This is a genomic window from Amnibacterium sp. (assembly GCF_025463795.1).
Taxonomy (GTDB): Bacteria; Actinomycetota; Actinomycetes; order Actinomycetales; family Microbacteriaceae; genus Amnibacterium.
The window spans coordinates 1-17,811 of the sequence record NZ_JAODBE010000164.1 but is presented as its reverse complement, the minus strand read 5'-3'; the positions used below and the strand labels follow the sequence as shown (position 1 = coordinate 17,811).

Annotated in this window: 18 protein-coding genes; 12 read left to right on the top strand and 6 right to left on the bottom strand. The window is 73.9% G+C overall.

Annotated elements, in window-relative coordinates; all coding sequences use genetic code 11:
* A partial coding sequence (locus JWQ92_RS13850; protein ID WP_297345045.1) for a hypothetical protein occupies positions 1–190 on the top strand: 190 nt, incomplete at its 5' end.
* Positions 184–951, top strand: coding sequence for an SDR family NAD(P)-dependent oxidoreductase (locus JWQ92_RS13845; protein WP_297345047.1), 768 nt, complete (start codon positions 184–186; stop codon positions 949–951). The genes JWQ92_RS13850 and JWQ92_RS13845, both read left to right, overlap by 7 nt.
* Before the next feature lie 196 nt (positions 952–1,147).
* Here JWQ92_RS13845 and JWQ92_RS13840 read toward each other — a convergent pair whose 3' ends face one another.
* The 4 genes from JWQ92_RS13840 to JWQ92_RS13825 are packed head-to-tail and all read right to left on the bottom strand — an operon-like array spanning position 1,148 to position 6,016.
* Entirely contained in the window at positions 1,148–1,948 is an 801-nt protein-coding gene (locus tag JWQ92_RS13840; RefSeq protein WP_297345044.1) for an aldolase/citrate lyase family protein, read from the bottom strand.
* Positions 1,945–2,424, bottom strand: coding sequence for a MaoC family dehydratase (locus JWQ92_RS13835; protein ID WP_297345043.1), 480 nt, complete (start codon positions 2,422–2,424; stop codon positions 1,945–1,947). Before JWQ92_RS13835 ends, JWQ92_RS13840 begins: the two co-directional genes overlap by 4 nt.
* Complete coding sequence (locus tag JWQ92_RS13830; RefSeq protein ID WP_297345042.1) at positions 2,421–4,403, bottom strand: biotin carboxylase N-terminal domain-containing protein; 1,983 nt, start codon at positions 4,401–4,403, stop codon at positions 2,421–2,423. The genes JWQ92_RS13835 and JWQ92_RS13830 overlap by 4 nt, the downstream gene beginning before the upstream one ends.
* 5 nt (positions 4,404–4,408) lie before the next feature.
* On the bottom strand, positions 4,409–6,016 hold the full coding sequence (locus JWQ92_RS13825; protein ID WP_297345041.1) for a carboxyl transferase domain-containing protein: 1,608 nt from the start codon (positions 6,014–6,016) through the stop codon (positions 4,409–4,411).
* 116 nt (positions 6,017–6,132) lie between these two features.
* On the opposite strand from JWQ92_RS13825, the gene JWQ92_RS13820 reads away from it, so the two are divergent.
* Positions 6,133–6,750, top strand: a complete 618-nt coding sequence (locus JWQ92_RS13820; RefSeq protein WP_297345040.1) for a TetR/AcrR family transcriptional regulator — start codon at positions 6,133–6,135, stop codon at positions 6,748–6,750.
* On the opposite strand, the gene JWQ92_RS13815 is transcribed toward JWQ92_RS13820, so the two are convergent.
* Positions 6,716–7,186: an Lrp/AsnC ligand binding domain-containing protein gene (locus JWQ92_RS13815; protein ID WP_297345046.1), complete on the bottom strand. Its 471-nt coding sequence runs from the start codon at positions 7,184–7,186 to the stop codon at positions 6,716–6,718. The genes JWQ92_RS13820 and JWQ92_RS13815 overlap by 35 nt on opposite strands.
* A 160-nt stretch (positions 7,187–7,346) precedes the next feature.
* Between JWQ92_RS13815 and pdhA the strand changes: the two genes are divergently transcribed.
* The 6 genes from pdhA (at position 7,347) to JWQ92_RS13785 (ending at position 12,551) form a co-directional block, all read left to right on the top strand.
* Positions 7,347–8,477 carry a pyruvate dehydrogenase (acetyl-transferring) E1 component subunit alpha gene (pdhA, locus tag JWQ92_RS13810; RefSeq protein ID WP_297345039.1) on the top strand — a complete coding sequence of 377 codons (1,131 nt, stop codon included), beginning with the start codon at positions 7,347–7,349 and terminating at the stop codon, positions 8,475–8,477.
* The gene (locus tag JWQ92_RS13805) at positions 8,474–9,475 is read left to right on the top strand and encodes an alpha-ketoacid dehydrogenase subunit beta (protein WP_297345038.1); all 1,002 of its coding nucleotides are present in this window, start codon (positions 8,474–8,476) and stop codon (positions 9,473–9,475) included. Before pdhA ends, JWQ92_RS13805 begins: the two co-directional genes overlap by 4 nt.
* On the top strand, positions 9,472–10,716 hold the full coding sequence (locus JWQ92_RS13800; RefSeq protein ID WP_297345037.1) for a dihydrolipoamide acetyltransferase family protein: 1,245 nt from the start codon (positions 9,472–9,474) through the stop codon (positions 10,714–10,716). The genes JWQ92_RS13805 and JWQ92_RS13800 overlap by 4 nt, the downstream gene beginning before the upstream one ends.
* Positions 10,717–10,766: 50 nt before the next feature.
* Positions 10,767–11,969 (top strand): acyl-CoA dehydrogenase family protein, encoded by a 1,203-nt coding sequence (locus JWQ92_RS13795; protein WP_297345036.1) that lies wholly within the window; start codon positions 10,767–10,769, stop codon positions 11,967–11,969.
* 94 nt (positions 11,970–12,063) lie between these two features.
* The gene (locus JWQ92_RS13790) at positions 12,064–12,186 is read left to right on the top strand and encodes a hypothetical protein (RefSeq protein WP_297345035.1); all 123 of its coding nucleotides are present in this window, start codon (positions 12,064–12,066) and stop codon (positions 12,184–12,186) included.
* A 95-nt stretch (positions 12,187–12,281) separates the two neighbouring features.
* Positions 12,282–12,551 carry a hypothetical protein gene (locus tag JWQ92_RS13785; RefSeq protein ID WP_297345034.1) on the top strand — a complete coding sequence of 90 codons (270 nt, stop codon included), beginning with the start codon at positions 12,282–12,284 and terminating at the stop codon, positions 12,549–12,551.
* A gap of 7 nt (positions 12,552–12,558) precedes the next feature.
* Here JWQ92_RS13785 and JWQ92_RS13780 read toward each other — a convergent pair whose 3' ends face one another.
* Positions 12,559–12,798, bottom strand: a complete 240-nt coding sequence (locus JWQ92_RS13780; RefSeq protein ID WP_297345033.1) for a hypothetical protein — start codon at positions 12,796–12,798, stop codon at positions 12,559–12,561.
* A 175-nt stretch (positions 12,799–12,973) separates the two neighbouring features.
* Between JWQ92_RS13780 and JWQ92_RS13775 the strand changes: the two genes are divergently transcribed.
* The 3 genes from JWQ92_RS13775 (at position 12,974) to JWQ92_RS13765 (ending at position 17,772) form a co-directional block, all read left to right on the top strand.
* Entirely contained in the window at positions 12,974–15,034 is a 2,061-nt protein-coding gene (locus JWQ92_RS13775) for a glycosyltransferase family 39 protein (protein WP_297345032.1), read from the top strand.
* Between the two features lie 264 nt (positions 15,035–15,298).
* The gene (locus JWQ92_RS13770; RefSeq protein WP_297345031.1) at positions 15,299–16,456 is read left to right on the top strand and encodes an ROK family transcriptional regulator; all 1,158 of its coding nucleotides are present in this window, start codon (positions 15,299–15,301) and stop codon (positions 16,454–16,456) included.
* Positions 16,453–17,772, top strand: a complete 1,320-nt coding sequence (locus JWQ92_RS13765) for an ABC transporter substrate-binding protein (protein ID WP_297345030.1) — start codon at positions 16,453–16,455, stop codon at positions 17,770–17,772. The genes JWQ92_RS13770 and JWQ92_RS13765 overlap by 4 nt, the downstream gene beginning before the upstream one ends.
* Positions 17,773–17,811 lie beyond the last annotated feature (39 nt).

Here is a 17,811-nt window from a genome sequence, read left to right as displayed (position 1 = left end):
TCCCCGTCAGCCCGCCCGCCGCCCCCCTGCTCGCACCCGGCCCCCGGTGCGGCGTGAGGAGGAGGACGACGACGACCGCGACTCCGCGATCGACCGCCTGTTCGCGCCGCTCGCCGAGTCGGACCGCACCGAGCCGATCCCGGCCGTGCGGCCCCGCACGCCGCGCACGCCGCGGCAGCCCCCATCCTGACCGGTCCACGCGGCTGTCTCGTCACCGGAGGCAGCCGGGGGATCGGCGCCGCGATCGCGGCGGCCCTCGCCGGCCACGGAGCGCGCGTCGCCGTGCACGCCGGGCGCGACCTCGCCGCTGCCCGGGCGGTCGTCGACTCGCTGCCGGGCGCGGGTCACGTGGCCGTCGTGGGCGACCTCGCGGATCCGGACGCCGCGCCCGCGGTGGTCGCGGCCGCTGTCGACGGCCTCGGACGGCTCGACGTGCTCGTGAACAACGCGGGCGTCTTCGAGGCGCATCCGATCGACGGCGTCGATCTCGACACGTGGCGCGCGGCCTGGCGCCGGCACGTCGCGGTGAACCTGCTCGGCCCCGCCGACCTCGCGTGGCTGCTCGTCGATCACCTGCGCTCGAGGCCCGAGGGTGCGGCCGGCGGGCGGATCGTCGCCGTCGGCTCCCGCGGCGCCTACCGGGGCGAGCCCGTGACCGCCGCCTACGCCGCGACGAAGGCCGGCCTGCACTCCATGACCCAGTCGCTCGCGCTCGCGCTCGCGCCGTACGGGATCACCGCCACCGCGGTCGCGCCCGGGTTCGTCGAGACCGACATGGCCCGCTCGGTGCTCGATTCGCCCGCCGGCGACGCGGTGCGGGCGCAGAGCCCGTTCGGCCGCGTCGCGACCGCGGACGAGATCGCCGCCACCGTCATGTGGCTGGCGCTCGACGCGCCCGACTGGGTGAGCGGCGCCGTGCTCGACGTGAACGGCGCGTCCCACCTCCGCTGACCCTCCTGGAGCCGGTCCGCTCCGAATGCCGGGCATGGACGGTCATCCGATGGACGGGTGGTGGGCGGCGCACGCGTCGGCCCAGCACGTGCCCCTGGTGCCTCCGGCCGGGCACTGGTCGGAGGAGCCGCCCGCCGCCCGACCCCGAATCCGTCCAGCCTGAACTGCTCTCCGCAGCGCCCCGGGGACCGTCGGCTCAGCCGGCGGCGGCGACCACGCGGCGGGCCTGCACGAGCAGCGGCTCGTCGACCATCCGGCCGTCCACGGCGACGACCCCGCCGGCCGCGGCCGCCTCGAGCACCCGGTGCGCCCACGCCAGCTCGGCATCGGTCGGCTGGTAGGCGGTGCGCACGACGGGCACCTGCCGCGGATGGATGCAGACGGTCCCGGCGAACCCGCTCGCCGCGGCGTCCTCCGCCTCGGCGGCCAGCCCGATGTCGTCGGTGAGGTCGAGGTGCACGGCGTCGTAGGCGGCCCTGCCGGAGGCGCCCGCCGCGAGCAGCACGGCGGCGCGAGCGGCTCGGGCGACGTCGCGGTAGCGGCCGTCGGCGCCCCGGCTCGACCGGCCGCCGAGCGCGGCGACGAGGTCCTCGGCACCCCACATGAGACCGACGGTGTTCGGGGCGGCGGCGAGAGCCGGCGCGGCGAGCACGCCCGCGGGCGTCTCGCAGAGCGCGATCACGGCGTAGCGGCCGAGCGGGGCGAGGTCGGCGGTCGACTCGGCCTTCGCGAGCATGATCGTCCGATAGCCGGCCGCGTCGACGGCCGCGAGGTCCGCCTCGAGCATCCCGGCCGACACGGGGTTCACCCGCACGACGGTGCGCGCCACCGGTAGCGCCGAGGCCGCGACGGCCGCCCGGGCGGCGTCCTTTCGGTGGGCCGCGACGGCGTCCTCGAGGTCGAGGATCACGGTGTCCGCGGCCGCCAGCGCCTTCCCGTACCGGTCCGGCCGGTCCGCGGGGCAGAACAGCAGCGCCGGGCCCAGCGCGCCGCTCATGCCGTCTCCGGCATGCGCTGCATCAGCGCCGTGCGCACCGCGACGGCCACGGTCTCGCCCCGCTGGTTCACCGCGGTGTGCTCGAACACCACGAGTCCCTGGCCGGGCCGCGACCTCGACAGGCGCTTCTCAAGGATGCGGCTCGATGCCGTGAGGGTGTCGCCCGCCCGCACCGGCGCCGGGAAGCGCACGTCGCGGAAGCCGAGGTTGGCCACGATCGTGCCCTGGGTGAGCTGCGCCACCGACAGGCCCACCAGGGTCGAGAGCGTGAACATGCTGTTGACCAGGCGTTCCCCGAACTCGGTGTTCCGCGCCCACTCGGCGTCGAGGTGCAGCGACTGCGTGTTGCCGGTCAGCGTGGTGAAGAGCACGTTGTCCGCCTCCGTCACCGTGCGCGAGGGACTGTGCACGTAGCGCACCCCCTCCTCGAGCTCCTCGTAGTAGAGCCCGCGCTGCACCACCGTGCGCTCCGTCATCCGGACGCCTCCGTCTCCGCCTCGATCACGGCCAGCACCTGGCCGCGTCCCACCCGATCGCCGACCGAGACGGCCTGCGTCACCCGCCCGGCCGTCGTCGCCCGCACCGCGTACTCCATCTTCATCGCCTCGACCACGACGACGGGGTCGCCGTCGGCGACGACCGTGCCGTCCGCGGCGGGGACGGCCACGACGGTGCCCGGCATGGGGGAGCGGAGCTCCGGATCCGCGGCGCCCGCGGTCCTGCCGTCGATCGCCGCGGGCCGCTCCGTGAGCACCGCGGTGCGTCCGTCCGCCGCGAGGTGGAGGACCTCGCCGGCCCGGATCCAGTGCGTCCTCGATTCGACGCCGTCGAGGCGGATGCGGGCGATGCCCTCCTCGAGCACCACCGACGCGGGTCGGAGGGCGCCGTCCTCGGTGCGCACGACCGTCGCCTGCGGCGAGCCGGTGACGAGCACGGTCTCCGGCGCGCCTCCGTCGAGGTGCCGGAACGCGAACCGCGCCGGCGCCGGTCCGGTGAGCCGCCAGCCGCCGAGCCGCTGCCACGGGCCGCCCCCGTCGCGGCGCTCGGTGGCGTGGGTGATGAGCGCGGCGCGCACCGCGGCGTGGGGGAGCGAGGAGCCGGCCGTGAGCGCCGCGAGCCGTCGCTCGATGAGCCCGGTGTCGAGGTCTCCGGCCCGCACGTCCGGGTCGTCGAGCAGCGCCGCGAGGAACGCGACGTTCGTGCCCACCCCCTGCACGACCGTCTCGCCGAGGGCGCGGCGGAGCCGGGCGATCGCCTGTGCGCGATCCGGCGCCCAGGCGATGATCTTCGCGAGCATCGGGTCGTAGTCCGAGGTCACGATCATCCCCGTGGCGATCGCCCCGTCGACGCGCACCCCCTCGCCGCCGGGCAGGGCGACCGCGAGGAGGGTGCCGCCGGTCGGCAGGAAGCCCGCGGCGGGGTCCTCCGCGTACAGCCGCGCCTCGATCGCATGCCCGGTGAGCCGCACGTCCTCCTGCCGGACGCCGAGCGGCTGGCCCGCGGCGACCTGCAGCTGCAGCTCGACGAGGTCGACGCCGGACACCAGCTCGGTGACCGGATGCTCGACCTGCAGCCGCGTGTTCATCTCGAGGAAGAAGTACTCGTCGGGGGCGTCCGCGGACACGATGAACTCGACCGTGCCCGCGCCGGTGTAGCCGACGCTGCGGGCGGTCTCGCAGGCGTCCGCGCAGATCCGCAGCCGGGTGGGCTCGTCGAGGAGCACGCTCGGCGCCTCCTCGACGACCTTCTGGTGGCGGCGCTGCAGACTGCACTCGCGCTCCCCGAACGCGACGACCGCGCCGTGGGCGTCCGCGACCACCTGCACCTCGATGTGCCGCGGCGTCGCCACGTACCGCTCGACGAAGAGGGTGTCGTCGCCGAACGCGCCGGCGGCCTCGCGCCGGGCGGCCGCCAGGGCGGCGGGAGCGTCCTCGAGACGCTCGACGACGTGCATGCCCTTGCCGCCGCCGCCCGCGGACGGCTTGATGAGCGCCGGGAACCCGATGCCCGGCATCGCTGCGAGCAGCTCCTCATCCGTGAGTCCCGCCCGCGCGAGCCCTGGCACCACGGGCACCCCGCGGGCCGAGACGTGCGCGCGGGCGCGGATCTTGTCGCCCATCGCCGCGAGCGCCTCGGGGGACGGGCCGATGAAGACGATCCCGGCCGCGGCGCACGCCCCTGCGAACGCGGCGTTCTCGGACAGGAACCCGTATCCCGGATGCACCGCCTCGGCGCCCGTCGCCCGCGCCGCCGCGATCACCGCGTCGATGTCGAGGTAGCTGTCCGCGGCGGCGGCCGTGCCGATGCGCACCGCGACGTTGGCGAGCCGCACGTGCGGGGCGTCGGCGTCCGCGTCGCTGTACACGGCGACGGACCGGATGCCGAGCCGGTCGAGGGTGCGGATCACCCGGCAGGCGATCTCGCCCCGGTTGGCGACGAGCACGGTGGAGAACACGGCGGTCACATCCGGAAGACGGGCGAGGCCCGGTCGGGCAGGGGGGCACGGGCGCAGACGTCGAGCGCCAGCCCGACCACGTCGCGGGTGTCGGCGGGGTCGATGACGCCGTCGTCCCAGAGCCGGGCGGTGGAGTAGTACGGGGATCCCTGGCTGTCGTAGCGCTCGAGGATCGGCTCCGTGAACGCCGCTTCATCCGCCGCGTCGAACGGGCGTCCCGCGGCCTCGAGCTGGTCGCGGCGCAGCGTGGCGAGCACCGACGCGGCCTGCGGGCCGCCCATCACGGAGATGCGCGCGCCCGGCCACATCCAGAGGAAGCGCGGCGAGTAGGCGCGGCCGCTCATCGAGTAGTTGCCGGCGCCGAACGACCCGCCGATCACGACCGTGAGCTTCGGCACGCGCGCCGTCGCGACGGCGGTGACCATCTTCGCGCCGTGCTTCGCGATGCCGCCCGCCTCGTACTCCCGGCCGACCATGAAGCCGGTGATGTTCTGCAGGAACAGCAGGGGGATCCCGCGCTGGTCGCAGAGCTCCACGAAGTGCGCGCCCTTCAGCGCCGACTCGCTGAACAGCACGCCGTGGTTCGCGACGATGCCGACCGGATGGCCGTGGATCCGCGCGAAGCCCGTCACGAGGGTCGTGCCGTACTCGGCCTTGAACTCGGTGAAGCGGCTGCCGTCGACGAGGCGCGCGATCACCTCCCGCGGATCGAGCGGGGTGCCGGCGTCGGCGGGTAGCGCCGCGGTGAGGGTCTCGGGCGCGACGACCGGATCCTCGGCCGGCAGCACCTCCCAGGCCGGCGCGGGCGTCGGCGGGAGGGTGGCGACGATGTCGCGCAGCCGGTCGAGGGCGGCGGCGTCGTCCGGGACGAGGTGGTCGACCACCCCGGACACGCGGGCGTGCACCGCCCCTCCGCCGAGGTCCTCGGCGGAGACCACCTCGCCGGTTGCGGCCTTCACGAGCGGCGGACCGCCGAGGAAGATCGTGCCCTGCTCGGCCACGATGACCGTCTCGTCGCTCATCGCCGGCACGTAGGCGCCGCCGGCGGTGCTCGAGCCGAGCACCGCCGCGAGCTGCGGCACCCCGGCGGCCGACAGCCGGGCCTGGTTGTAGAAGATCCGCCCGAAGTGATCGCGGTCGGGGAACACCTCGTCCTGCATCGGCAGGAACGCCCCGCCCGAATCGACGAGCGCGATGCACGGCAGGCGGTTCTCGGCAGCGATCTCCTGCGCCCGCAGGTGCTTCTTCACCGTCATCGGGAAGTACGAGCCGCCCTTCACCGTGGCGTCGTTCGCGATCACCATGCAGTGCCGGCCGGCGACGAGGCCGATGCCGGTGACGATGCCGGCGGACGGGCACTCGTCGTCGTACATGCCGGTCGCCGCGAGCGCCGCGATCTCCAGGAAGGGGCTGCCGCGGTCCAGCAGCCGGTCGATGCGGTCGCGGACGAGCAGCTTGCCGCGCGCCGTGTGGCGCTCGCGGGAGGAGGCGGGACCGCCCAGCGCCGCGGCGGCGAGCCGCTCGCGCAGGTCGGCGACGAGCGCGCGCTGGCGTGCGGCGTTCGTCTCGGCGCCCGGGTCCCCGGGCCGCACGGCCGTTCCGAGCGGCTGCATCGGCACTCCTGTCGCCCCGCGGGCTCGTGGGAGCGAGCGGTGGGATCGATTCCGGTCGGTGATCGCACGCGTTCATCCGAGTTAGTGATCGCTAACCGAGCGTAGCATCGCGGATCATGACCAGCACCTGGCGCGCGACGGCGAAGGCGGACCGTCGCCAGCGCTACCTCGATGCTGCGGCCGAGCGCTTCGCGGCCCGCGGCTACGCCGGCGTCGGCATCGAGGAGCTCGGCGCCGCCGCCGGTGTCTCCGGCCCGGCGCTCTACCGGCACTTCCGCGGCAAGGAGGACGTCCTCGCCGAGCTGCTCGTCAGGGCGAGCGAGCGGCTGCTCGACGGTGCGGCGGAGGCGGTCGGCCGAGGCGCGGATCCCTCCACGACGCTCGCCGACCTCGTCGCGTTCCATGCCGACTTCGCGCTGGCCGAGCGGGACGTCATCCGGGTGCAGGACCGCGAGCTGCCGCACCTGTCCGAGGAGGCGAGCCGCCGCGTCAGGTCGCTGCAGCGCCGCTACGTCGAGACCTGGGCGGACGTGCTGGTCGCGGTCCGGCCCGACCTGCCCCGCACCGAGGCGGTCGTGCGCCTGCACGCGGTCTTCGGCCTGCTGAACGCGACGCCGACCACGCCCGGGCTCGAGGCGATGCCCGATCCCGTCGGGCTGCTGTCCGCGATGGCGCTCGCGGCGCTGCTCGGAGCGCCCGTCAGCCCGGCAGGCGCGACTCGAGCAGCGGAGTGATCCGGTAGGGGATCACCTCGCTGATCCCCATCGCCGTCTCCGCGCGCTCGACCCCCGGCACGGCGAGCATCTCGGCGTTGACCCGGAAGAGGTCCTCCGCCGAGGTGCAGACGATGCGCACGAGCAGATCCGCGGATCCGGAGAGTCCGTGCGCCTGCACGATCTCGGGGATCTTCGCAAGCGCCTCGACGATCGGCACGAGCATCTGCTGCCGTACGTGGAGGGTCGTGAACGCCACGAGCGGGTAGCCGGCGGCGACCGGATCGATGCATCGGTCGTAGTCGAGGAACGCCCCGGCCCGCGTGAGGGCGGTCATCCGAGCCTGCACGGTGTTGCGGCTCAGCTGCAGGTTCTCGGCGAGCGCGACCGTCGTCGCTCTCGGGTTCGCGGCGAGGGCGAGCAGCAGCTTCAGGTCCACGTCGTCGAGGTCGCGCACAGTGCGGAACCGTAGCAGCGCCGAGGGGCGGCCGTCGAGGCGTGGCTTGAGCAGAATGCCCGACACGATGGGAACTCATTGCCACTCTTGAGCAATGCGGCGTACCGTGCGCAGGCATTCGGCGCCGTCGCCGGATCTCGCGCACCAAAGGCGGTCGCATATGTCCCACACAGTCGCAGCCCCGCGTGCCGCAGGCACGCCCGACCCGGACCCCGCCCTTCGCGGCGCCGTCCGCATCCTCACGCCGGACGGCGAGCGCCGGGACGACGCCGAGTACGGCGGGCAGGTCGCGGACGTCGACGACGAGGCCCTCCTCGCCCTCTACGACGACATGGTCGTCGTGCGACGCATCGACACCGAGGCCACCAACCTGCAGCGCCAGGGCGAGCTCGCGCTCTGGCCGCCGCTGCTCGGCCAGGAGGCCGCTCAGATCGGTTCCGCCCGCGCGCTCCGCACCGACGACTTCGCCTTCACGAGCTACCGCGAGAACGGCGTCGCCTACTGCCGCGGTGTGACGCCGGCGGAGCTCGTGCCGGTGTGGCGGGGGGTCACCGCCTCCGGCTGGGACCCCTACCGCGTCGGCATGGCGACGCCGCAGGTGATCATCGCCGCACAGACCCTGCACGCCACCGGGTACGCGCTCGGCCTGCAGCACGACGGCTCCGACGCCGTGGCCATCGCCTACTTCGGCGACGGCGCGACGAGCGAGGGCGACGCGAGCGAGGCACTCGTGTTCGCCGCGACCTACACGGCGCCGGTCGTGTTCTTCTGCCAGAACAACCACTGGGCCATCTCCGAGCCGGTGTCGCTGCAGAGCGGCTCGAGCCTCGCCGGCCGTGCCGCGGGCTTCGGTGTGCCGTCCGTCACGGTCGACGGCAACGACGTGCTCGCCGTGCTCGCCGTGACCCGCGCGGCCCTCGCCCGAGCCCGGGCCGGCGGCGGCCCCTCCTTCATCGAAGCCGTCACGTACCGCATGGGACCGCACACGACGGCGGACGACCCCACCCGCTACCGTGATCCGGCCGAGCTCGAGGCCTGGCGCCGGCTCGACCCGATCGACCGGGTCGCCGCGCACCTCACCGCCCGCGGCGTGCTCACGGACGAGCGCCGCGCCGCGGTCACGGCCCACGCCGACGAGGTCGCCCACGCGATGCGGGCGGCCTGCACCGCGCTCCCCGACCCCGACCCGATGTCGCTGTTCGAGCACGTCTACGCCACTGCGCATCCGGAGCTCGATCGGCAGAAGGCCCGCTACGCGCGCTACCTCGACTCCTTCGAGGACGCCCGATGAGCACGATGACGATGGGCGGCGCCCTGAACGCCGGGCTGCGCGCCGCGCTCACCGCGGATCCGAAGGTCGTGCTCATGGGCGAGGACATCGGCCGGCTCGGCGGGGTCTACCGGATCACCGACGGGCTGCAGCGGGAGTTCGGCCCGCGCCGCGTCATGGACACGCCGCTCGCGGAGTCCGGGATCCTCGGCACGGCCGTCGGCCTCGCCTACCGCGGCTACCGGCCCGTCTGCGAGATCCAGTTCGACGGCTTCGTCTACCCGGCGTTCGACCAGATCGTGTCCCAGGTGGCGCGGATGCGGGCCCGCACGAACGGCGCGGTGAGCCTGCCGATCACCATCCGCATCCCGGTGGGCGGCGGCATCGGCTCGGCCGAGCACCACTCGGACTCGCCCGAGGCCTACTTCGCGCACACGCCGGGCCTCCGAGTCGTGAGCGTCGCGGATCCTCAGGACGCCTACGACCTGCTCCAGGACGCGATCGCCTGCGACGACCCGGTGCTGTTCTTCGAGCCCAAGCGCCGCTACCACCTGAAGGGCGAGGTCGACACGGGCCGCTCGCGGCCCGCGGCGCTCGGCACGGCCCGCGTGCTGCGGCAGGGCACCGACGCGACGGTCGTCACGTTCGGCGGCCTCGTGCAGGTGGCGCTCGCCGCCGCGGACGCCGCCGCCGACGAGGGCGTCTCCCTCGAGGTGATCGACCTCCGCTCCCTCTCGCCGATCGACTGGGTCACCGTCGCCGCCTCGGTCCGCCGCACGGGCCGCGTCGTCGTCACGCACGAGGCGCCGGAGTCGGTCGGCCTCGGGGCCGAGTTAGCCGCGGGCATCACCGAGCGCTGCTTCTCCTACCTCGAGCACGCGCCCGTGCGGGTCACCGGGTTCGACATCCCGTACCCGCCGTCGAAGCTCGAGAAGCACCACCTGCCCGACCTCGACCGGCTGCTCGACGGCGTCGACGCCGCGCTCGGCCGGCCCTCGAGCTTCGAGGACGAGTCGTGATCGTCCAGTTCCGGCTGCCGGACCTCGGCGAGGGCCTCACCGAGTCGGAGCTCGTGCAGTGGAAGGTCGCCGAGGGCGACGAGGTCGGGCTCGACCAGATCATCGCCGAGGTGGAGACCGCTAAGGCCATGGTCGAGCTGCCGTCGCCGCACGCCGGAATCGTCGAGCGGCTCTACGTGCCGCCGGGCACGACGGTGAACGTCGGCGAGCCGCTCATCGCCTTCCGGATCTCGGACGGCGACGAGCCGGACGACGCGCCCCAGCCGAACCTCGTCGGCTACGGCGCCGTACCCGAGTCGGACGGCCGGCAGGCGCGGCGCCCGCGGCGCTTCGCTGCAGCCCCTGCTGCCGCGCCCGCCCCTGCTGCCGCGCCTGATGGGGCCGCCGCCGAACGGGTGCGCGCGACGCCGCCGGTCCGCCGGCTCGCCGAGCAGCTCGGCGTGCACCTCGCCGAGGTGCACGCCACCGGTGAGCACGGGCTGATCACGCGGCAGGACGTCGAGCTCGCCGCGCACCCGGACTCGGCCGCTCCCGTCCCCGCCGTTGCCGAGGGCGTCGAGCGGATCCCGGTGACCGGCGTTCGCAGGCGGACGGCCGAGGCCATGGTCGCGAGCGCCTTCACCGCACCCCACGTGACGATGTTCCTCACGGTCGACGTGACGGCCACCATGGAGCTGCTCGAGCGGCTCCGCACGACGGCGGAGTTCCGCGACGTGAAGGTCACGTTCCTCGCCGCCGTCGCGAAGGCCCTCTGCCTCGCCGCAGCGGATCACCCGGAGGTCAACGCCCGGTGGGCGGGCGACGAGATCCACCGCTCCCGCGCCGTGCACCTCGGCATCGCGGCGGCGACGCCCAGAGGGCTCGTCGTCCCCGTGCTCCGCGACGCACAGGCGTCCGGACTCGCCGATCTCGCCCGCCGGATCGCGGACCTCGCCGCCACGGCCCGCGCGGGTCGCACCGCCCCGGCCGATCTCGCGGGCAGCACGATCACGATCTCGAACGTCGGCGTCTTCGGGGTCGACGCCGGCACGCCGATCCTCAACCCGGGTGAGGCCGCGATCCTCGCCGTCGGTCAGGTCGCGAAGCGGCCGTGGGAGTGGCAGGGCGGCATCGCGCTCCGCTCCGTGACGACGCTGTCGCTCTCCATCGACCACCGGGTCCTCGACGGGGAGCAGGGGTCCCGCTTCCTCGCCACCATCGGCCGCCTGCTCGCCGATCCCGCGAGCGCATTCACCAGGTAGGGCCTGCCGAACCCGGCCGCCCCGCCATCGCCCTCACCAAGGAGCCAGCCATGACCCTGCTCACCCCCACCGACACCGTGCCCGCGGGCTTCGAGCTGCCCGAGTTCCACGCTCGGCTGCGCGACGAGGTGCGCGACTTCGCCGACACCGTCGTCGCGCCCGCCGCGTACGAGTACGACACGAAGCGCGAGCTGCCGTACGACATCATCCGGGCGATGGGCGACATGGGCCTCTTCGGACTGCCCATCCCGGAGGAGTACGGCGGCCGCGGCCGCGACTACCTCGCGCTCTGCCTCGCGGTCGAGCAGCTCGCCCGCGCCGATCAGAGCATCGCGGTCACGCTCGAGGCGGGTGTCGGGCTCGGCATGATGCCGATCCTGCGCAGCGGCACGGAGGCGCAGAAGCGCGAGTGGCTGCCGCTGCTCGCCTCCGGGCACGCGCTCGGCGCGTTCGGGCTGACGGAGGCGGAGGCCGGGTCGGACGCCGCCGGCACCCGCACGACGGCGGTGCTCGAGGACGGCCAGTGGGTGATCAACGGCTCGAAGCAGTTCATCACCAACTCCGGCTCCGAGATCACACGGCTCGTCACCGTCACCGCGGTCACCGGCGAGAGCAGGCACCCCGACGGGTCGGTGAAGAAGGAGCTCACGGCGATCCTCGTGCCGGTGCCGATCGACGGCTTCGTCGCCCACCCCGCGTACGACAAGGTCGGCTGGCACACCTCCGACACGCATCCGCTCACCTTCACGGACGTGCGGGTGCCGGAGGAGAACATCCTCGGCGCCCGGGGCCGCGGGTTCGCGAACTTCCTGCAGACCCTCGACGAGGGCCGGGTGGCGTTCGCGGCGCTCTGCACGGGCGCCGCGCAGGGCTGCCTGGAGGAGGCGGTGCGGTACGCGGGGGAGCGGCGCGTGTTCGGCCGGGCGATCGGCGACAACCAGCACATCGCGTTCACGCTCGCCCGGATGCAGGCGCGGGTGCACACCGCACGCCTCGCCTACTACGACGCGGCGATCAAGATCGTCAAGGGGCAGCCGTTCAAGACGGAGGCGTCGATCGCGAAGCTCGTCGGCAGCGAGGCGGCGATGGCGAACGCCCGCGACGCGACCCAGATCTTCGGCGGCTACGGCTTCCTGAACGCGAGTCCCGTGGCTCGGCACTACCGCGACTCGAAGATCCTGGAGATCGGCGAGGGCACGTCGGAGGTGCAGCTCGGGGTGATCGCGCGCGGCCTCGGCTTCTCCGCCCTCTGACGCGCATGCCGGCGCAGCGTCCGTCGCTCGGACCCTCAGCAGGGTCGGAGGGCGGTCATGGTCCGCTCATCAGAAGGAGGTCCAGCCTGCAGATGTGAGTGGACCGGGGAGTGCGACGAGGGACCGAGCGACGATGGTCCTCACCCTCGCCGCACTGGTCGGCTCCGCCTGCACCCTCGCCTGGGTGGTGGTGACAGCGATCCTGCCGCTCGGCTGACGAGGGTGCGGCGGCGCCGACGCGTCGCGTTTCGATTGTGAAAACTCTGGGCGCGCCGCGTGTCGGACGGCGCGCCCGGCGCGCAACACTCGCTCATGGACGAGACGCGCAGCCTCCCTTCCCCCGCGTTGCTCCTCGACGCGTCCCTCCCCGTCACCGTCGAGCTCGCCGGCGAGACGCGACGGGTCGAACTCGTGGCCGCGACCGGCGCCGTGAGGATCGTCCTGCCGGCGTGCGTGCACGTCTGTCCGCCCGACCGGATGGTGAGCGGCGACACCGCCGACGGCCAGTCGTTCCGGGAGGTCGCAGGCGTGCTCTACCTGGATGCCGCCGAACGGCAGGGCATCCCGATCTCGGTGATCTGAAGCCGGGTCAGCCGGACCGCTTCCAGGTCATCGCGGCGGCGGCCGTGGCCTCGCCCCGATCGCCCTCGGTCTGGTCCCCGGCGTCGGCCGCCCGCAGCGGGTCCGACCGCTCAGCCGGGCTGGCGGTGTCGCTCGCGGCCGTGCCGTCGGACTCCCCGTCGGAGTCCGGCATCATCCCGTTGGTCTGGTCGAACGGCTTCGCGATCGTCTCGTCGTCGACCCGCCGCTCCGCATCCGATGTGTCCATGGCGGGACGCTACGCGCGGCAGCCCAGGATCCGCTGAACGCCTTCCGCCCTGGTGACTTGCCCCTTTCGCCCCCTTCAGGCGTCGCGAAGGGGGTGAAAGGGGCAAGCCGCGGATCATAGGAGGCGCACTGGCGAGACATGGAGACCGCATCGGCGGCGCCTGGAGAGTGCTCGCATGACCACCTCGGCAGCTCCCGTCGCCCCTCCTCGCGCTCGGGCCGGCGCAGCCCGCATCGCGGGGCCCGTCCCCCTCGCCGGCACCCGTCCTCGCTGGGCGGCCCCGGCTCTCGGCGGCCTCCTGATCGCCACCGCGGTGCTCTATCTCGTGGGCCTCGCGGCGAGCGGCACCGCGAACAGCTTCTACGCCGCGGCCGTGCAGGCCGGGTCGAAGAGCTGGGAGGCGTGGTTCTTCGGCTCCCTCGACTCGTCGAACTTCATCACGGTGGACAAGCCGCCCGCGTCCCTCTGGATCATGGGCCTGTCGGCCCGGGTCTTCGGCTTCTCGAGCTGGAGCCTCCTCGCGCCGCAGGCCCTCATGGGTGTCGCGACCGTCGCGCTCGTGTACGGCACGGTCCGGCGAAGCCTGGTGCGGCTCGGCGCCGGCGTCTCCCGCGGCGCCGGCCTGCTCGCCGGCGCAGTGCTCGCCGCGACACCCGCCGCGGCGCTCATGTTCCGCTTCGACAACCCGGACGCGCTGCTCACGCTGCTCATGACGCTCGGCGCCTACGCCGTCGTCCGCGCCCTGCCGAAGGCGAGCCGGCGCTGGCTCGCGCTCGCCGGCGTCGCGCTCGGGTTCGCATTCCTCACCAAGATGCTGCAGGGGCTGCTCGTGCTGCCCGCCTTCGGTCTCGTGTACCTCGTCGCCGCCCGCGCCACGCTGCCGAAGCGGCTCGTGCACCTCGCCGTCGCGGCCGTCGCGGTCGTCGTGTCCTCCGGCTGGTGGGTGCTCGCCGTCGCGCTCTGGCCCGCATCCGCCCGGCCGTACATCGGCGGATCGACGAACAACACGGTGCTCGACCTCGTGTTCGGCTACAACGGCCTGGCCCGGATCTTCGGCGGCGCCGGGAACGGCGGCCGCACCGCGCAGGGCACCTCCGGCGGCAGCTTCGGCGGTGCGACCGGGCTGCAGCGGCTGTTCAGCAGCGAGATGGGACTCGAGATCTCGTGGCTGCTGCCGGCGGCGCTGCTCGCGCTCGTGCTCGGCCTCGCGGTCGCCGGCCGGCGTCGCCCCCGCACCGACGGACCTCGTGCGGCGCTGCTTCTCTGGGGCGGGTGGCTCGTGGTGACCGGCCTGGTGTTCTCGTACATGAGCGGCACGGTGCACCCGTACTACACGGTGGCGCTCGCTCCGGCGATCGCCGGGCTCGTCGGCACCGGCGGCGCCCTGCTGTGGACGCACCGCGCCTCCTGGCTCGGCCGCGCAGGACTCGCCGCGCTCGTCGCCGTCAGCGGCGGATGGGCGTTCGTGCTGCTCGCGGAGACCCCGGGCTGGCTCCCGTGGCTCCGCTGGGTGCTGCTGACCGGCGCGCTCGCGGCAGCGGCGGCGATGCTGCTCGCGCCGCTCGTCCGCGGCGTCGCCGGCAGGCGGCTGCTCGCCGGCGCGGTCGTCGCCGGCATGCTGTTCGGACTCGGCGGCTCCCTGGCGGAGTCCGTCGCGACCGCGTCCGTCGCGCATCAGGGCTCCATCCCGACCGTCGGCGTGGTGTCCATCGGCGGCTCGACGGGCCCGGGGTTCGGCGGCGGCACCCGGCCCGCCGGCACGATGGGCGGCACGCCGCCGACCGGCTCCCGGCCCTCCGGATCCGCCGGCTCCGCGCCGTCGGGTGCGGTCCCCGGGTCCGCCGCTACCGGTGTCGGCTCCGCACCGTCCGGTGCAGCGGGCCGGTCCGCGACGACCTCGGCGGCACTCACGACACTGCTGAAGGCGGCCGGCACGCGCTGGTCGGCCGCGGTCGACGGCTCGCAGACGGCCGCGACGCTGGAGCTGTCGAGCGGCACCGCGGTGATGGCGATCGGGGGCTGGAGCAGCGACCCGACGCCGACGCTCGCCCAGTTCGAGGCGGCGGTGACGGCCGGCGAGGTCCACTACTACCTGGTCTCCGGGCAGGGCGGTGGAGGCGCGGGAGGCCAGGGCGGCTCGACCTCGAGCGCGATCCTCGCCTGGGTGAAGGCGCACTACACGGCCGCGACGGTCGGTGGCTCGACGGTCTACGACCTCACGAAGGCGTCCTCCTGACCTGGGCCCGCTCGGCCGGCCGCCGCGTCAGGCGGCACGGCCGGGCGGCCTCCCGGACTGGTCACCTCCCTGCCGGGACCGGCGAAGTCCCGCCGCCGAGTTGCCGCTTTCGCCCCCTTCAGGTGCGTTGAAGGGGGCGAAAGGGGCAAGTCACGGACGGAGATCCCGCCTCGCCTGTGGGCGGGGCTCGACGTCCGCGACCGCGGGTGCTAGCTTCCCGTCAACCGATTGGAAAGTTGCCAGTCGATTCACGACGGAGTGGTGATGACGGGTTCCCCCAACCGCCTTCGGGTGCTGAACGACCAGTCCGCCCTGGCGTTCATCCTCGACGCGGGCACCGTCACCCGCGCGGAGCTCAGCGCCCTCACCGGGCTGTCGAAACCGGGCGTCGCCGAGCTCCTCACCCGCCTCGAGACCGCAGGGCTCGTCGAGAAGGGCGAGCTGCGGCCGGGCGGCCCGGGCCCGGCGAAGCAGACGTGGCGCGTGCGCCCCGACGTCGGCTACGCCGCGTCGGTCGACGTCACCGCCGAGCTCGTCCGCGGCCGCCTGCAGGGCCTCGACGGCACGACCGTCGCCGAGCTGGAGACCTCGTGGGACGGCCGGGACGTGCCGCGCACCGTCGCGGAGGTGGTCGCGCGGCTGGCCGCCGACGCCGGAGTCCCGACGGACGCCCTCCTCGGCGCGGTGGTCGGCGTTCCGGGCGCCGTGGACCCCCGCAGCGGTGCGGTCCGTGGCGCCCCGCAGCTGCCTGCCCTCGCCGGGTACGACGTCCCCGGTGCCCTCGAGGCGGAGCTCGGCGTGCCGGTGCAGGTCGAGAACGACGTCAACCTGATGGCGCTCGCGGCGATCGCCGACGACGCCGCGCTCGACGCCCGCAGCATGGCGTTCGTCTGGATCGACGAGGGCGTCGGCGGCGCGATCGTGCGCGACGGCGAGCTCGTCCGCGGCTTCACCGGCGGCGCCGGCGAGATCGACCTGCTCCCCGTCGCCACCGCCGACGGGCGGATCGAGAAGCTCGCCGACGCACTCGCCCCCGGGGCGTTCGACCGTCTGGCGGGGGAGGCGGGCCTCGCCGACGCCGAGTCCGCGCTCGTCCCGCACTCGCGGGCGTCGGCGGAGATCGCCCGCCGCATCGCCGCCGGACTCGCCGCGCTCGTCGCGGTGCTCGATCCTGAGCTCGTGCTGCTCGGCGGCCGCTACGGCGCGCCCGCCGCCGCGCGCCTCGGCGACGACGTCCGAGCGGCGCTCGCCGCCCGTCTCGACACGGACCCGTCCGCGCTGCCCGAGCTGAGGCCCTACCCTGTCGGCCCCGATGCCGCACTCACCGGCGCCGCCCGCATCGCCCTCGCCGCCGCGCGACGCTCCGCGTTCCGCACCGGTTCCCTTCCCTCGACCACCGACCCCATCAGGAGCAGCTCATGAAGCGCGTCACCGCAGCGGTGCTCGCCGTCGTCGCCGTCCCGCTCGCCCTCGCCGGATGCACCGGCGTCGGCACCGGTTCGACCGGCGCCCAGTCCGCCCCCGCGGGCGACCAGAAGGTCACCCTCACCGTGTGGAGCGCCTTCTCCGACCGGGAGCTGAAGGGCCTCGGCGAGGTGATGGACGGGTTCCACAAGCTCCACCCGAACATCACGATCAAGAACGTCGGCAACCAGGACGATGACAAGATCACCCAGTCGATCCGCGGCGGCACCGCGCCCGACGTCGCCGTCTCGTTCAGCACCGACGACATCGGCCAGTACTGCTCGTCCGGCGCCTTCCAGGACCTCTCGACCTACATCAGCCGCGACAAGGTCGACCTGACGCAGATCCCGCAGGCGAGCCGCGACTACACGACCTACAAGGGCAAGCGGTGCGCGATGCCGCTGCTCGCCGACGTGTACGGGCTCTACTACAACAAGGCGCTCTTCCAGAAGGCGGGCATCAGCGCCCCGCCGAAGACCATGGCCGAGCTCGCCGCCGACGCGAAGAAGCTCACCCAGTACAACAGCGACGGCAGCATCAAGGTCGCCGGCTACGTTCCGACCCCCGGCTTCTACGAGAACACGGTGCAGGCGCTCTCGCCCCAGTTCGGCGCCCAGTGGCAGGACTCGAGCGGCAAGTCGACCGTCGCGTCCAGCACGGGCTGGCAGGACATGCTGCAGTGGCAGCGGTCGCTCACGAACGCCATCGGCAAGACCAAGCTCACCCAGTTCACCGCGAAGGCGGGCGACGAGTACTCGGCCGCGAACGACTTCGAGACCGGCAAGATCGCGATGATCATCGATGGCGAGTACCGCACCGCGTTCCTCAAGGCCGAGCACCCCGGCCTGGCCTACGGCACCGCACCGTTCCCGACCGCCGACCCGGCCGCGTACGGGACCGCGTACACGACGGGCACGATCATCGGCATCCCGAAGGGCGCGAAGAACGCGGGCGCGGCGTGGGAGCTCGTCAAGTACATGAGCACGCAGACGAAGCCGCTCGTGCAGCTCGCGAACCTGCTCGGCAACGTGCCGACGACCGCGGATGCGCTGAAGTCGCCCGACCTGCAGCTCCCGGCCCAGTTCGACACCTTCCTGAAGCTCTCGGCCGGCGGCAAGCTGCAGAACAACCCGCCGTCGCCGAACGGCGGCGCCTACATCAAGGTGATGGAGGACTTCGACCTGAAGTACGTGAACGGCGGGACGGACGACCTCTCCGGTGGCCTGCAGCAGGCGGCGAAGCAGATCGACGCCGACAACGCGCTCGGCCAATGACGGCCGTCCTCGAGAAGCGGCCGGGCGGCGCATCCGTCG

Bases quoted from the DNA above. Each gene is read 5' to 3' on its own strand.
- JWQ92_RS13840 (WP_297345044.1), bottom strand. From the start codon at position 1,948: ATGAGCGGCGCGCTGGGCCCGGCGCTGCTGTTCTGCCCCGCGGACCGG.
- JWQ92_RS13835 (WP_297345043.1), bottom strand. From the start codon at position 2,424: ATGACGGAGCGCACGGTGGTGCAGCGCGGGCTCTACTACGAGGAGCTC.
- JWQ92_RS13825 (WP_297345041.1), bottom strand. From the start codon at position 6,016: ATGCAGCCGCTCGGAACGGCCGTGCGGCCCGGGGACCCGGGCGCCGAG.
- JWQ92_RS13820 (WP_297345040.1), top strand. From the start codon at position 6,133: ATGACCAGCACCTGGCGCGCGACGGCGAAGGCGGACCGTCGCCAGCGC.
- pdhA (WP_297345039.1), top strand. From the start codon at position 7,347: ATGTCCCACACAGTCGCAGCCCCGCGTGCCGCAGGCACGCCCGACCCG.
- JWQ92_RS13805 (WP_297345038.1), top strand. From the start codon at position 8,474: ATGAGCACGATGACGATGGGCGGCGCCCTGAACGCCGGGCTGCGCGCC.
- JWQ92_RS13795 (WP_297345036.1), top strand. From the start codon at position 10,767: ATGACCCTGCTCACCCCCACCGACACCGTGCCCGCGGGCTTCGAGCTG.
- JWQ92_RS13785 (WP_297345034.1), top strand. From the start codon at position 12,282: ATGGACGAGACGCGCAGCCTCCCTTCCCCCGCGTTGCTCCTCGACGCG.
- JWQ92_RS13780 (WP_297345033.1), bottom strand. From the start codon at position 12,798: ATGGACACATCGGATGCGGAGCGGCGGGTCGACGACGAGACGATCGCG.
- JWQ92_RS13775 (WP_297345032.1), top strand. From the start codon at position 12,974: ATGACCACCTCGGCAGCTCCCGTCGCCCCTCCTCGCGCTCGGGCCGGC.
- JWQ92_RS13770 (WP_297345031.1), top strand. From the start codon at position 15,299: ATGACGGGTTCCCCCAACCGCCTTCGGGTGCTGAACGACCAGTCCGCC.
- JWQ92_RS13765 (WP_297345030.1), top strand. From the start codon at position 16,453: ATGAAGCGCGTCACCGCAGCGGTGCTCGCCGTCGTCGCCGTCCCGCTC.